Consider the following 14,063-nt stretch of genomic DNA (forward strand, 5'->3'; position numbering starts at 1 on the left):
AGTTGATTGTGGTGTTTATGAAATTGAGCAGAGGTCAATGATGGGTGCGTTGCAATCACGCCGCCTGCGCTACGGCGTGGGCGCGATCGGGTTGGTGTTTGCCTTGCTGGTCGCGCTGCGGCTGGTGTTCGTGCTGGGTTTTTCCGGCCTTGATCTGGGCACCCCGGCACTCTTGGAAACCTTGGGCATCGGCCTGCGTTTCGACCTGCGCCTGGCGGTGCTGCTCCTGTTGCCGCTGGCGCTGCTCGCCTGGATCCCACGCTGGAACCTGACCACACGCCCCGCCCTGCGCTGGCTGGCCCGCGCCTACCTGATGGTGGCACTGGCCGTGGTCGGCCTGGTGTACATCATCGACTTCGGCCACTACGCCTACCTTGGCGTGCGCATCAATGCAACGGTTCTGCGTTACCTGCAAGACGCACAGATTTCACAACAGATGGTGTGGGAAACCTATCCAGTGCTGTGGATAACCGCGTGCTGGCTGGCGGCGGTGGCGTTGTGGGTGTGGGCGTTGGTGTGCCTTGAGCGGTTGACCCTGGACCGTACGCCCAGTGCCAGCGGCAAACTGTCTTTGGTGGCTGTTTCCATCATCGGCGTGGTCGGCGTGCTGCTGGCCCTGCTCGGTCGCGTCGCCAACCTCAACCTGGAGAATCCAGTGCCGCTGCGCTGGAGCGACGCGTTCTTCTCCGGCAACGCGCAGGTGGCGGCGGTGGGCCTGAACCCGGTGCTGTTTTTGTACGACACGCTCAAGGTTGGCCAATCGCAATTCGATGAAGCCCAGGTGCGCGAGCATTACCCACAGGTCGCTCAGTACCTGGGCGTGGACCAGCCGGATGCCGAGCAACTGGACTTCACCCGCACACAAGGCGTGCAGCCTTATCGCCTGGCCGGCGAACGCCCGCCGAACGTGATCTTCGTGATGCTCGAATCCCTCGGCACCAGCGCCGTAGGTGCCTATGGCAATCCACTCAACCCCACACCGAACCTGGACAAACTGGCCACGCAAAGCTGGTTCTTCAAACACTTCTACGTCCCCGTCACGGGCACCGCCAAGACCGTGTGGGCGAGCATCACCGGCGTGCCGGATGTCACCCGCCAGGAGACCGCCACGCGTAACCCGCTGATCACGCGGCAACACACGCTGATCAACGCCTTCGAGGGCTACCAGAAGTTCTACATGATCGGTGGCAACGCCGGCTGGGCGAATATCAATGCCCTGATCCGCCAGAGCATCGAGGGCGTGCAGCTGTTTGAAGAGCGCCACTGGCGTTCGCCACGGGTAGACGTGTGGGGCATTTCCGACCTGGACTTGTTCAAGGAAGGCGACGCATTACTGCGCGCGGTACCCAAGGCGCAGCCCTTCTTCGCCTACCTGCAAACCTCCGGCAATCACCGCCCGTTCACCATCCCCGAGCACAACGATGGCTTCCAGGTCAGCGACGTGACACTGGAGCAGGCCCAGGCCGCCGGCTCACGCAGCGTCGAGCAATACAACGCAGTGCGCCTGCTGGACTACAACATCGGCCGGCTGATGGAAATCGCCAAGGCAGGCGGTTACTACGACAACAGCATCTTTGTGTTCTTTGGCGACCACAACACGCGCATCAGCCAGATCCCCCACATGGCGCCCGCTTTCGAACAGTTGGGCCTGGAAAGCAACAACGTGCCACTGCTGATCCATGCGCCCGGCCTGCAACCCCGGGTGATCGAAGAAGCCGTCGGCCTGGCAGACCTGCTACCCACGGTGGCCGGCATGGCGGGCGTGCCGTTTCGCAATGGCACGATGGGCCGGGATATCCAGCAACCGGCGCCGGAAGGCGAACGCATGGTGCCGCTGGTACTGCAGGAAGGCACCTTCCCGATCATCGGTGGCGTGACCCAGGACTTCCTGCTGCAGATGCAGCACGACGGCAGCTCACCGACCCTGCATGACCTGGCGTCCCTCACCCCGCGGGACGACGTGGCCGCGCAGCATCCCGAGGAGTTCCAGCGTTTGCAAAGCCTGACCCGAGGCCTGCACGAGAGTGCGCGGTTGATGCTGTTCAAGAACGTGCGGGAATGATTATTTCGGCTGGAACGTTTCGAGGTAGGCCAGGATGTTGTCAATCTTCTCCCGGTCACTGATGCCCCAGAAGATCATGCGCGTGCCGCTCACCACCTTCTTCGGCGCCTCGATATAGGCCGCGAGTTTGTCGCGGGTCCAGACCACGCCGGAGTTTTTCATCGCGTCGGAATACTGATAGTCGGTGGTGGTCCCCGCAGGACGGCCGATGATGCCGTTGAGTTCCGGGCCAAAGCCCCCGCGTGCGCCCTCACCGATACTGTGGCAGCCGCCGCAGGTCTTCGCAAAGAGCTTGCCGCCCGCCTCGGCATCGCCGGCGGCGAAGGCCGACCCGGTGTTAAGGATCAGGGCGAGGGTGAACAAGGCGTACTTCATCAAAGGCTCCACGGCGGGCAACGGTAGACCGATTATGCCTGTATCGACATCACTCTGCCGCTTCTGGCAATCGCCCGGGAAATGCTCTGGAACGACCACCCATCGCCCTCACACACATCCAATCGAACCTATTTCAGTCCCTCCCACTCCACCTTACTGAATCCCTGATGGAGGAGTAAGGATCATGGCTCAGCCATCGATTTTGGTACTGGAAGACGACGAAATCATTCGCGCGTTAATGGTCGATGTACTGGAGGATTTCGGTGCAGTCGTTACATCTTTTCCTTCGGCGGATGAGGGGATGATTTACCTGGAGCGGGGCGATGATCCGGTCGACCTGATTGTCAGCGACATCCAGATGCCGGGGCTGCTCAATGGCTATGACTTGAGCAAGGTGGTGGCCCACCGCTGGCCAACGGTGCCGGTGGTGCTCACCTCGGGCAACACTAAGCTGGCGGCGCAACTGGGAGGCTCGGTGCGATTTTTGCCCAAGCCGTGGAGCACTGAGCATCTGCTTCAGTGCGTACAGACGGCGTTGACCCAGCAAGGCTTGTCCATGCACTGATAGCGTCGCGACATCACCTGAACCGAACTTCAGGGTGCCTTTTAGGGTCATTATTGGAGCAAGGAGCGACTTTTCTGATCCGCTGGTCAGCCTTTTCGCCCTGTGCGTTCAGTTGATGGCCATGAGGTGTGTAGAATCGCCGCCCATTTCCACGCGTCATTCATGGCCGAGAGGCCCACACTTCGAGCTTATTGAATGCATTCACAGGCCCATGACGTTGGTGCGCCCTCATTGCTGGAGTCGTTGCGCACCGGCACGGCCCTGCTGCACGTAGCGTTGGAAAAGCGCTTGCCGTTTTTTTCCGAGCGACTGGATGCCGACTGGTACCAACGTTTGCTCCAGGCGTACTACGGCTTTTATGCGCCGATGGAAGCGGCACTGTACGACTGTGAGTTGATCCCCGAAGGCTTCGACCAGGCGATGCGTGTGAAAACGCCAACGCTGGTGAGGGACCTCTACGCCCTTGGCCTGGATGACCACGCCATCAACGCTTTGCCCCGCTGCGCCAACCTGCCCCCGCTGGACACACCCGCTGCCTGCCTCGGTGCCTTGTATGTACTGGAGGGCGCTACCTTGGGCGGCCAAGTGTTGCGTCGGGAAATGGCCCAGCGCCTGGGCCTGGAGGCCGACACCGGAGGCGCGTTCCTGAACGTCTACGGCATAGAAACCGGCCGCCGCTGGAAGGATTTTCTCGATTACTTGGGCAGCATGCCACTGGACGCCCCTGCCCGGCAGCGCGCGGTGGATGCAGCCCGTTCGACGTTCAGCTGCTTTGAGCAATGGCTCGACAGCCAGGAGGTACTGCTATGAAACCCGACGATTTTGAAGAGCTGCTTGCCAACTGCGCCAACGAGCCTATCCGTTTTCCGGGGGCGATCCAGCCCCACGGCGTGCTGCTGACGTTGTCGGAACCGGACCTGAAGATCATTCAGATCAGCGCCAACGTCGCCACCTTGTTCGGGCACGCCGCCGAGTCACTGCTCGACCAGCCGCTGCACACCCTGGTCGGCGCCGAACACGCCAAGGCCGTTGCCGCCATGGCCGAGAACAACACGTTTTTCGATGCCCCTGCGCTGCACGTCACCTTCAACGGTGCGGAATTCGAAGGCCTGCTGCACCGCCATCAGAACGTGCTGGTGCTGGAGTTCGAACCGCGGCTCAAGGATTTCCGCCCACGGTCGCAGAATGCTCGCAGCAGCGACTTGGGCAAAATGCTGCAACGTTTGCAGGCGGCGAAAACCCTGCAAGCGCTGTACGAAATCAGTGTGAACGAAATCCAGGCCATCACCGGCTACGACCGCGTCCTGATTTACCGCTTCGAAGAAGAAGGCCATGGCCAAGTGATCGCCGAAGCCTCGGCGCCGTCCATGGAACTCTTCAACGGGCTGTTCTTCCCCGCGTCCGACATCCCGGAGCAGGCCCGCGAGTTGTATCGCACCAACTGGCTGCGCATCATCCCGAATGCGGCCTATGAGCCGGTGCCGCTGCTGCCCAAGCTGCGCCCGGACACTGGCCAGCCGCTGGACTTGAGCTTTTCCACCCTGCGCAGTGTGTCGCCGATTCACTGCCAGTACATGCAGAACATGGGCGTGCTGTCGTCCATGAGCATCTCGCTGATGAAGGGCGATAAACTCTGGGGCCTGATCAGTTGCGGTAACCGCCAGCCGCTGCTGGTGCCGAACGATCTTCGCACCGCTTGCCAGACCATCGGCCAGGTGCTTTCGCTGCAGATCAGCGCCATGGAAGCCCTGGACCTGAGCCGTCAGCGTGAGGAAAAAGTCGAGGCCCTGGCCCGGCTGGATCAAGCGATGAAGAGTTCGAACGACAATGTGTTCGACGGCCTGGCCCAACACGGTCAGTTGCTGATGGAGCTGACCCTGTCCGGCGGCGTGGCCATTATCGAAGACAAGCAACTGCACTGCTACGGCAACTGCCCGCAACCGGCGCAAATCCGCGCGTTGCACAAGTGGCTGCAGGAGAGCGGCGAGCCGGTGTTTTCCAGCCATAACCTGGTGTCAGTGTACCCGCCGGCAGTGGAGTTCCAGCAGGTGGCCAGCGGTGTATTGGCCATGAGCCTGCCCAAGCCCGTGGACAACGGCGTGCTGTGGTTTCGCCCGGAAGTGAAAGAGAACATCAATTGGAGCGGCAACCCAGATAAGCCGCTGGCCCTGGAAAACTCTAACGGTGGCCTGCGCCTTCGCCCACGTACATCGTTTGAAATCTGGAAAGTGGAAATGGCCGGCATTTCCACCAAGTGGAGCCATGGCGACCGTTTCGCCGCCAACGACCTGCGCCGCTCGGCCCTGGAAAACGACTTGGCGCGACAGGTGCTGCGCGAACAACAAGCCGTACGCGCGCGTGATGAGCTGGTGGCGGTGGTGTCCCACGACCTGCGCAACCCGATGACCGTGATTTCCATGCTGTGCGGCATGATGCAAAAAGCCTTCAGTTCTGATGGCCCGCACACCTCGCGCCGGATTTCCTCGGCCATCGACACGATGCAACAGGCTGCCGGGCGCATGAACGTGCTGCTGGAAGACCTGCTCGACACCTCGAAAATCGAGGCCGGGCGGTACGTGGTCAAGCCAGTGACGCTCGACGTGAGCCAGATGTTCGAAGAGGCTTACTCCTTGCTCGCACCGCTGGCGATGGAAAAGGGCATCGACCTGTCGTTCAACGCCGAGCCGGGCCTGCAGATCAATGGCGACCCTGAGCGTATGTTCCAGGTGTTGTCGAACCTGATCGGCAACGCCATCAAGTTCACCCCGCGCCAGGGCAATATCGGCATCAGCGCCATGAGCAATGGCGAGGAAATCGTCTTCTCGGTACGCGACTCCGGTGAGGGGATTGCGCCGGAACAACTGCCGCATGTGTTCGACCGGTATTGGACCCAGGCGGAAAACAACCCCACCGGCAGCGGCCTGGGGCTGTACATCACGCAAGGCATCGTCCAGGCCCATGGCGGCAAGATCGTTGCCGAAAGTGAAGTGGGCCGCGGCAGTGAGTTCCGTTTTACGGTGCCGAAGGTCATCAAGGACTCGCATGTCTGATGCGGTATGAATGTGGCGCCTGTGTGGGAGCCGGGCTTGCCCGCGTTGCAGACGCCTCGGTGTATCAGTGATACCGAGGTGAAGCTATCGCAGGCAAGCCAGCTCCCACGCTTGTTTCGCGTTGCCAGGTAAGCCTCATACGGGCAGGCGCCATGGGCGGCACGGTCGATACGCGGGCGTGAGGGTTGCCGCTGACGACAGCCTGCACTACCTGCCGGATTGCGACAGCGCGTTACGCAACGTGGTGGCACACAATCGGCCGCGCTTGGTCTGCAAGCCAGGGACGGTGCGACGTCACCCCACGCGCGCGATTGCACAAAACAGCCCGGGCAACGACTTCCAGCGTGCGCCACAAGGGCCCGTCATATCTTGCAGCAGGGCGTTTATAGCTGGGCCGGTTTGCCCCCTATAAGTTTGGCTTCGCTTCGCTCCATGAGTCGAAGCATTCCCTACTGATCTAGAAGGAAACGCCCATGCTTGGCGCAATCAACCACACACTCGGCAACTTTCAATACCCCACGCTGCAGCAGGACGATGCAGGGCTGCTGCGCAAGAAGCGCAGCCTTGATGACACACGCATCCAACTGAACGCCGCGGATGTTCAAGGCTCGGCAGCCAATGACCGACAACGCAAAACCGGCGGTGGGCTCGACAGCCTGGGCCAAGGCAATCTGCTTTAACCCCCATGATGCGAAGGGCTGTGCACGGCCCTTCGTATTGCCCCGTTAACAAAACACTGACATTCACTGCGATAATCTTGCCGGTTCAATCCAGCCTGGAATCTTTGCCTGCATGCCGCACCTCGACACACTGCCCGCCGTATTGGCCGGCCCACTGCTGCGACGCCTCGAACCTCGGCGCCTGGTGTTGTGGCTTGTCGGCAGCCGAGCACTGACGTTGACGCTAACGCTGCATCTGCCCACGCAGACACGGGAGATCACACTCGACCACTGCCAAGTCGTACCGGTGGGTCGCCAGGCGTTTATCCACTTGATCGATGTGTCGCTGGATGACGCCCTGCCCCTGGACGTAGAGATCAGCTACGACCTGTTGTGTGACGACGGCGGTATCGCCGACTGGGCCCCGCACCTGCTGTACGCCAATGCCCAATTACCGAGTTTCGTTTTGCACGGCCGTATCCATCAGTTGGTACACGGCTCGTGCCGCAAACCCCATCACAGCGCCGACGAAGGCCTGCTGTGCGTCGACCGCCTGCTGGCCGACGCCCAGACCCCAGCCGACCGCCCAGCCCTGCTGATGATGAGCGGCGACCAGGTGTACGCCGACGACGTGGCCGGGCCAATGCTGCGGGCAATTCATGCAGTGATCGACCGTCTAGGCCTGTTTGACGAATACCTGGAGGGCGCCGTGGTAGACGACAGCGCCACCCTCTATGGGCATCGTGCCAGTTACTACCACCGTGCCGACCTGCTGCCGGCACTGGACAGTAACGAAACCCTGCGTGAGCGCTTCTTTGGGGGCGTGAAAAAGCCCATCTTCACCAGCAGCACCGCGGACAATCATCTGGTGACGTTCGCGGAAGTCATCGCAATGTATCTGCTGGTGTGGTCACCCACGCCATGGACGCTGATCACGCCCCAAACGCCGCAACTGAGCCCAGAAGAACAGCAGCGATATGCCCGCGAACAGGTACAGGTCGACCGATTCCGCGACGGCCTGCCGGGCGTCGCGCGGGTCTTCGCCCACCTGTCGACCTTGATGATCTTCGACGATCACGACATCACCGACGACTGGAACCTCAGTGCCCAATGGGAAGAAACTGCCTACGGCCACCCATTCTCCAAACGCATCATCGGCAACGCCCTGCTGGCCTACATGCTGTGCCAGGGCTGGGGCAATCAGCCGGATGCATTTGGCGAACAGGTGAGCCAGACCCAGGCGCTCACCCAACGGGCCCAGGCCAACCACCTGGAGGCCGTCGCGCAGGATGAATTGATCGAAACGCTGCTCACGTTCCAGCAGTGGCATTACGTCTTGCCCACTACCCCCGCCCTGGTGGTGCTCGACACCCGCACCCGTCGTTGGCGCAGCGAGTTCACCCTCAAGCAACCCTCCGGCCTGCTGGACTGGGAGGCCTTGAGTGAACTGCAACAGGAACTGCTGGACCACCCTTCGGCCATCATCGTCTCGCCCGCGCCGATCTTTGGCGTCAAGTTGATCGAGACGGTGCAGAAAATCTTCAGTTGGTGCGGCCACCCGTTGCTGGTGGACGCCGAAAACTGGATGGCCCATCGCGGCGCGGCCCATGTAATCCTCAATATCTTCCGTCACTCGCGTACACCGGGTAACTACGTAATTCTCTCCGGGGACGTGCACTACTCGTTCGTCTACGAGGTGCTCATCCGCCATCGCAATGCCGGCCCCAGGATCTGGCAGATCACCAGCAGCGGCATCAAGAACGAGTTCCCCCCGCGCCTGCTGGAATGGTTCGACCGCCTCAATCGCTGGCTTTACTCGCCACGCTCGCCCCTCAACTGGTTCACCCGTCGCCGTACCATGCAGGTAGTGCCGCATATCCCGGAGCATGCCGAAGCCGGCGAGCGGCTATGGAACTCGGCGGGGATTGGCCAGGTGTTTTTCAATGAGCAGGGCCAGCCTGAAGCGATCTACCAGCACAACGCAGATGGCAAGGCGCGGACGCGGATGGAAGCCCCGCAGCAATAGCTAATGGCCACCAACCTTTAGCCGTGCACCCGCCCTATTCAAAGCAACCAGGCCACGTTGTACAGTAGCGCCAGCCACGGAGTATCGGCGTCAACATCGGCTGGTCTTGAATGCCAGCCCAGGCAAGGAACGCGAAGATGGGCGATACCTCCGACAACAATCCGCTGAAGCAAGACTTCTCTCACTTCAACGCCGACATGCTGCACACCGTACTGGAGTTGGTCAGCGACGGAATCTGGGACTGGAACGCCAATACCGGGTTCGTCTACCGCAGTCCAGGGTGGTACGAAATGCTTGGCTACCACCGCCATGCGCTGGAGAACAGCGTGTTCACCTGGGAGAACGTGATTCACCCGGACGATTACGCCCAGGTGATGAAGCTGTTTGACGACTACATCCACCGTCGCGCGCCCCACTACCAAGCCGAGTACCGTTGCCGCAAAAAGGATGGCAGCTATTTGTGGATCGAAGACCGGGGCTACGTGATTGCGCGCAATGCCGACGGCTCGGTGGCGCGCATGGTGGGGGCACACCGCGATATACACCTCAGGAAATGCTCCGTTGAACAGTTGGAACGACGCAATCAATCCCTTGAGGCATTGGTGGCTGAACGCACGCGCGAACTGTCGCGGGTCAATCAGCAATTGCAACTTCAGCTGGATGAAAACCGCGCCCTGGCCGAGCGGGATGCCCTGACCCTGGTTGCCAACCGCTACCTTCTGGAAAAAGTATTGCTGCAAGCGTGCGACCGCGCCCAGCGCTTTCGGCTGCCGCTGGCGTTGATCGCGGTGGATATCGATAACTTCAAGCCGATCAATGACCGGTACGGTCACAGCGTGGGCGACCAGACGCTGGTGCGGGTGGTGGCGTGCCTGCAAAGCTGCCTGCGCCCGGCTGACCTGCTCGCCCGTTGGGGAGGTGACGAGTTTGTACTGGTGCTGCCCAAAACCTCGCTGGAGACCGCCACCGCACTGGCGCAGCGCATTCACCAGACAATGAGGAGCACGCCACACGCGGGTGATTTCAACGTCACCCTGAGCCTGGGCGTTGCCGAGCGTGAGCGGGATGAATCCCCCGCGGCCCTGATGGCGCGTGCCGACCAGGCGTTGTATCGCGCCAAGGCTGCGGGGAAGGATGGAGTGTCGCAATGACACCCCGGCGTGTTATCGAACCGGCGGCGCGTACTGGATACCGCCGTTGTTCCATAGCGCATTGAGGCCGCGCTTGATCTTCAGCACGCTGCCCTGGCCGATATTGCGCTCGAACACTTCGCCGTAGTTACCCACTTGCTTGACGATCTGCACCACCCAATCCTTGCGCAGTTTCAGGTCCTTGCCGTATTCACCGTCGGCCCCCAGCAGCCGTGCAACATCCGGGTTCTTGCTGGTCTTGGCCTGCTCTTCGACGTTCTGCGAGGTGATGCCCATTTCCTCGGCATTGAGCATGGCGAACAGGGTCCACTTGACGATGCTGAACCACTCGTCATCGCCTTTGCGCACCAGCGGCCCCAACGGTTCCTTGGAAATCACTTCCGGCAACACCACGAACTCGTCCGGGTGGGCCATCTTGATGCGCTGGGCGTAGAGGCCCGACTGGTCGGTGGTCAGCACGTCGCAACGCCCGGCTTCCAGGCCCTTGGCGCTTTCGTCGGCGGTGTCGAAGGTGATCGGCGTGTACTTCATGCCGTTGGTGCGAAAGTAATCCGAGACGTTGAGTTCGGTGGTGGTGCCCGCCTGGATACACACGGTCGCACCGTCCAATTGCTTGGCACCGGTGACGCCCAACTTGTTATTCACCAGGAAGCCGATACCGTCGTAGTAAGTCACGCCGGTGAAGACCAGGCCCATGCCCGAATCACGCGAGCTGGTCCACGTGGTGTTGCGCGAGATCAGGTCGATCTCACCGGACTGCAACGCGGTGAAGCGTTCCTTGGCAGTCAGTTGGGTGAACTTCACTTTCGACGCATCGCCGAATACGGCAGCCGCCACTGCGTGGCACACGTCCACATCGATACCGGTCATCTTGCCTTGGCTGTCCGGTACGCCGAAGCCCGGCAGCCCATCGCTGACGCCGCATTGGATGAAGCCTTTTTTCTGGATCGCGTCCAAGGTCACGCCCGCCTGCGCGGTGCTCGCCAGGCCAAGCGCGGCGGCGGTGCCAATGGCGGCCAACGTCATTTTGAATGGGTTCATGCAAGGCTCTCCCTGTCATTCCTTATTATTCGGCGCCGCACAGCCCGCGCCGGTTTATAGTGCTGCCGGGCAGTATCAACGGCTTTACGCCGCTGCCACAAACGACCTTTAGGCAAAGGCTCCTTCCGATTTGGAATGAACTGCATGATTTCAAAACGCTTGACCCCTTCGATGACCGCCCTGCAATGCTTCGAAGCGGCCGCCCGCCATTTGAGTTTCACCCGCGCCGCCGAAGAGCTGCACCTGACCCAGAGCGCAGTGAGCAAGCAGGTGGCGCAGTTGGAAGAGATGCTCTGCCATAACCTGTTCGAACGCGTGCGCCAGCGCTTGTACCTGTCGCCGGCGGGGTCGCTGTACTTGGCAGAAGTGCACAAGATCCTGACCCAAGTGGACATTTCCAGTCGCTACATCCTCACCTACGGCGGCGAAACCGAAGTGCTGCGCATCGCCACCCAACCAACCTTCGGCGACCGTTGGCTGGTGCCCAAACTCAAGGCATTTGCAGCGAAACATCCGAATATCCACTTGGATGTGCGCAACGAGTTGGAGCCCTTCGATGTGCTGCAGGCCAAGGCCGATATCGCGTTTTTCTTCGGCCAGGGCTCATGGCCGGGAGCGACCTGCATCGAGCTGTTCCGTGAAGCCGTGGTACCTGTGTGTGCACCGGGTTTCGTCGCCGAGGGCAGCGATGCGTCGTCGCACCACACGCTGCTGCAATGCACCTCGCGCCCGGAAGCCTGGCACGAATGGTTCCTGGAACAGGGCCTGCACTCGCAGAACAGCTACCACGGACCGCGCTTCGACACGTTCTACATGTGCATTCGCGCGGCGCAGTCAGGCTATGGCGTGGCCTTGGTGCCGCAGTACCTGGTGGCCGAAGAACTGGCCCAGGGCAGCCTGGTGATTCCGTGGAACTATGCGATGCCCAGCAGCGGCGCGCACTTTATCGCCCACGCCGAACATGCCGGCGAGATTCCCAAGGTGAAGGCCTTCCTGAACTGGATGGTGGAATACATCGGCGCACATCCCGACTTTTAATAATGACCCGGCGACTTTATTTCGTTTGCGACAAAGGCAGGCGCCCGGCTTAGATAAAAACAAGCCCGTCACTGCCGAGTCCCCGATTCATGAGCCGCGAAACCATCAGCCAATCGATCTCCATCGTTCACCCCATCAGCCTCAGCCACGGTAAAAACGCCGAGGTCTGGGACACCTCGGGCAAACGCTATATCGACTTTGTCGGCGGTATCGGTGTGCTCAACCTCGGCCATTGCCACCCTGGCGTGGTCGAAGCCATTCGCGAGCAAGCCACCCGGCTGACTCACTACGCGTTCAACGCTGCCCCACACGCGCCGTATATCGAGTTGATGGACCGCCTGACCGCGTTCATGCCGGTGGACTATCCGGTCAGCGGCATGCTCACCAACAGCGGCGCGGAAGCGGCGGAAAACGCGCTGAAGATCGTGCGTGGCGCCACCGGCCGTACCGCAGTGGTCGCCTTCGACGGCGCTTTCCACGGCCGTACCCTGGCCACGCTCAACCTCAACGGCAAGGTGGCGCCCTACAAACAAAAGGTCGGTGTACTGCCGGGCCCGGTGTATCACTTGCCCTACCCCAGTGCCGACAACGGCGTGACCTGTGGCGAAGCGCTGAAGGCCATGGACCGCCTGTTCAGCGTGGAAATCGACGTCGCCGATGTGGCCTGTTTCATCATCGAGCCGGTGCAGGGCGAAGGTGGCTTTCTCGCGCTGGACAGCGAATTCGCCCAGGCCCTGCGGCGCTTTTGCGATGAGAACACTATCCTGCTGATTGCCGATGAAATCCAATCGGGCTTTGGCCGTACCGGCAACCGTTTCGCCTTCTCGCGCCTGGGTATCGAACCCGACTTGATCCTGTTGGGCAAAAGTATTGCCGGGGGCGTGCCGTTGGGCGCGGTGGTGGGGCGCAAGGCGCTGATGGACAACTTGCCCAAAGGTGGACTGGGCGGCACCTATTCCGGCAATCCCATCGCATGTGCGGCGGCACTGGCCACCCTCGATGCAATGACCGATGAACACCTGCACGCCTGGGGCTCACAACAGGAAGAAGCCATCGTCAGCCGTTATGAAACCTGGCGCGCACAAGGCCTGACGCCCTACCTCGGTCGACTGACCGGCGTGGGTGCGATGCGCGGCATCGAGCTGGCCAACGCCGACGGCTCACCCGCGCCCAAACAGCTTGCTCAATTATTGAGCCTGGCGCGGGACGCGGGGTTGTTGCTGATGCCCAGCGGCAAGGCGCGGCACATCATCCGCTTGTTGGCGCCGCTGACCATTGAACCTGCGGTGCTGGAGGAAGGCCTGGATATCCTCGAGGCCTGCCTCAAGCAGTTGGACTAGTCACGCGCATCGGCAGGCTTGCCCCGCGGGAATTTCTCGCGCACACCGATCGGGACGTTGCGCATGACGAACGCCGCCGCGCAGGTGCAGGCCATGCCGGGGTCAATACTGACACCGCGTGTTGATAGGGGTCTGGGGCAAATCGATGGACACGGCCTAGAGCGCTCGACGACTATCGCCCCCCTCCCATCACCGCACGCAGGCACATCATGCTCGATATCCTCCAAGGCACGCCCATCTGGGTCTACGCCATTTACCTGTGGATCTGCTACTACGGCATCAAGGCCTGCCTGGGCGGCCGCGAGAATCGCCGCTCGCTGGTGCTCCTGCCGGTGGTGCTGGTGGTGTGGTCGTTGATGTCGCTGGCGCCTTCAGTCTTGTCGAGCAGTGCCTGGGTTGGCGGCGCGGTGCTGGGCAGCCTGGTGGGGATGCTGCTGTTCAATCCGCGAGGCGCCCGGCTGGATGCCAATGGCGAAACCCTGGTGTTGCCAGGCACCTGGAAGACCCTGCTGATCTCGCAGTTGTTCTTTTCGGTGAAGTACTACTTCGGCTACCAGCAGGCGGTGCATCCGTTGCTGCTCGGCACGCCGACGATGCTGATGGCGATGGGTGGCGTGTCAGGCTTTACCGTAGGCCTGTTTTGCGGGCGGGCAGTCCGGCTGCAACGGGCGCTGACGGCGTTGCGTCGGGATAAGGGCATTGTGCTGCCTTGACCTGCTCCCCCTCCCCCCTGAAAATGCCCGACGCTTTTTTGTC

12 protein-coding genes are annotated in these 14,063 nt (G+C 61.4%); 10 read left to right on the forward strand and 2 right to left on the reverse strand.

Going from position 1 to position 14,063, the window contains the following annotated elements:
- The first annotated feature begins 40 nt into the window (after positions 1-40).
- Positions 41-2,062 (forward strand): LTA synthase family protein, encoded by a 2,022-nt coding sequence (locus ATH90_RS23730; RefSeq protein WP_098467718.1) that lies wholly within the window; start codon positions 41-43, stop codon positions 2,060-2,062.
- Here the strand turns inward: ATH90_RS23730 and ATH90_RS23735 are convergent, their stop codons facing one another.
- Entirely contained in the window at positions 2,063-2,437 is a 375-nt protein-coding gene (locus ATH90_RS23735; RefSeq protein ID WP_098467343.1) for a c-type cytochrome, read from the reverse strand.
- A gap of 184 nt (positions 2,438-2,621) precedes the next feature.
- Between ATH90_RS23735 and ATH90_RS23740 the strand changes: the two genes are divergently transcribed.
- The 6 genes from ATH90_RS23740 (at position 2,622) to ATH90_RS23765 (ending at position 9,888) form a co-directional block, all read left to right on the forward strand.
- A complete protein-coding gene (locus ATH90_RS23740; RefSeq protein ID WP_034109284.1) occupies positions 2,622-3,002 on the forward strand; it encodes a response regulator in 381 nt (126 codons plus the stop codon).
- 195 nt (positions 3,003-3,197) lie between these two features.
- On the forward strand, positions 3,198-3,812 hold the full coding sequence (locus ATH90_RS23745; RefSeq protein ID WP_034109285.1) for a biliverdin-producing heme oxygenase: 615 nt from the start codon (positions 3,198-3,200) through the stop codon (positions 3,810-3,812).
- Positions 3,809-6,052, forward strand: coding sequence for an ATP-binding protein (locus tag ATH90_RS23750; RefSeq protein ID WP_098467344.1), 2,244 nt, complete (start codon positions 3,809-3,811; stop codon positions 6,050-6,052). Before ATH90_RS23745 ends, ATH90_RS23750 begins: the two co-directional genes overlap by 4 nt.
- 473 nt (positions 6,053-6,525) lie before the next feature.
- Positions 6,526-6,732 (forward strand): hypothetical protein, encoded by a 207-nt coding sequence (locus tag ATH90_RS23755; RefSeq protein ID WP_034109287.1) that lies wholly within the window; start codon positions 6,526-6,528, stop codon positions 6,730-6,732.
- 112 nt (positions 6,733-6,844) lie between these two features.
- Complete coding sequence (locus tag ATH90_RS23760; RefSeq protein ID WP_098467345.1) at positions 6,845-8,737, forward strand: alkaline phosphatase D family protein; 1,893 nt, start codon at positions 6,845-6,847, stop codon at positions 8,735-8,737.
- A gap of 137 nt (positions 8,738-8,874) precedes the next feature.
- Complete coding sequence (locus tag ATH90_RS23765; RefSeq protein WP_098467346.1) at positions 8,875-9,888, forward strand: sensor domain-containing diguanylate cyclase; 1,014 nt, start codon at positions 8,875-8,877, stop codon at positions 9,886-9,888.
- Between the two features lie 12 nt (positions 9,889-9,900).
- On the opposite strand, the gene ATH90_RS23770 is transcribed toward ATH90_RS23765, so the two are convergent.
- Positions 9,901-10,929, reverse strand: a complete 1,029-nt coding sequence (locus ATH90_RS23770; RefSeq protein WP_034109290.1) for an amino acid ABC transporter substrate-binding protein — start codon at positions 10,927-10,929, stop codon at positions 9,901-9,903.
- 144 nt (positions 10,930-11,073) lie between these two features.
- On the opposite strand from ATH90_RS23770, the gene ATH90_RS23775 reads away from it, so the two are divergent.
- The 3 genes from ATH90_RS23775 to ATH90_RS23785 all read left to right on the forward strand — a co-directional run bounded on the left by ATH90_RS23775 (position 11,074) and on the right by ATH90_RS23785 (position 14,020).
- Positions 11,074-11,967, forward strand: a complete 894-nt coding sequence (locus ATH90_RS23775) for a LysR substrate-binding domain-containing protein (protein ID WP_034109291.1) — start codon at positions 11,074-11,076, stop codon at positions 11,965-11,967.
- An 89-nt stretch (positions 11,968-12,056) separates the two neighbouring features.
- A complete protein-coding gene (locus ATH90_RS23780) occupies positions 12,057-13,307 on the forward strand; it encodes a 2-aminoadipate transaminase (RefSeq protein WP_034109292.1) in 1,251 nt (416 codons plus the stop codon).
- Positions 13,308-13,516: 209 nt separating this feature from the next.
- Positions 13,517-14,020 carry a DUF6622 family protein gene (locus ATH90_RS23785; protein WP_098467347.1) on the forward strand — a complete coding sequence of 168 codons (504 nt, stop codon included), beginning with the start codon at positions 13,517-13,519 and terminating at the stop codon, positions 14,018-14,020.
- Positions 14,021-14,063: the final 43 nt, after the last annotated feature.

The organism is Pseudomonas lurida, from assembly GCF_002563895.1.
In the GTDB taxonomy this organism is placed as follows: domain Bacteria; phylum Pseudomonadota; class Gammaproteobacteria; order Pseudomonadales; family Pseudomonadaceae; genus Aquipseudomonas; species Aquipseudomonas lurida.

Bases quoted from the DNA above. Each gene is read 5' to 3' on its own strand.
- ATH90_RS23750 (WP_098467344.1), top strand. From the start codon at position 3,809: ATGAAACCCGACGATTTTGAAGAGCTGCTTGCCAACTGCGCCAACGAG.
- ATH90_RS23735 (WP_098467343.1), bottom strand. From the start codon at position 2,437: ATGAAGTACGCCTTGTTCACCCTCGCCCTGATCCTTAACACCGGGTCG.
- ATH90_RS23765 (WP_098467346.1), top strand. From the start codon at position 8,875: ATGGGCGATACCTCCGACAACAATCCGCTGAAGCAAGACTTCTCTCAC.
- ATH90_RS23770 (WP_034109290.1), bottom strand. From the start codon at position 10,929: ATGAACCCATTCAAAATGACGTTGGCCGCCATTGGCACCGCCGCCGCG.
- ATH90_RS23755 (WP_034109287.1), top strand. From the start codon at position 6,526: ATGCTTGGCGCAATCAACCACACACTCGGCAACTTTCAATACCCCACG.
- ATH90_RS23730 (WP_098467718.1), top strand. From the start codon at position 41: ATGGGTGCGTTGCAATCACGCCGCCTGCGCTACGGCGTGGGCGCGATC.
- ATH90_RS23745 (WP_034109285.1), top strand. From the start codon at position 3,198: ATGCATTCACAGGCCCATGACGTTGGTGCGCCCTCATTGCTGGAGTCG.
- ATH90_RS23785 (WP_098467347.1), top strand. From the start codon at position 13,517: ATGCTCGATATCCTCCAAGGCACGCCCATCTGGGTCTACGCCATTTAC.
- ATH90_RS23740 (WP_034109284.1), top strand. From the start codon at position 2,622: ATGGCTCAGCCATCGATTTTGGTACTGGAAGACGACGAAATCATTCGC.
- ATH90_RS23760 (WP_098467345.1), top strand. From the start codon at position 6,845: ATGCCGCACCTCGACACACTGCCCGCCGTATTGGCCGGCCCACTGCTG.
- ATH90_RS23780 (WP_034109292.1), top strand. From the start codon at position 12,057: ATGAGCCGCGAAACCATCAGCCAATCGATCTCCATCGTTCACCCCATC.
- ATH90_RS23775 (WP_034109291.1), top strand. From the start codon at position 11,074: ATGATTTCAAAACGCTTGACCCCTTCGATGACCGCCCTGCAATGCTTC.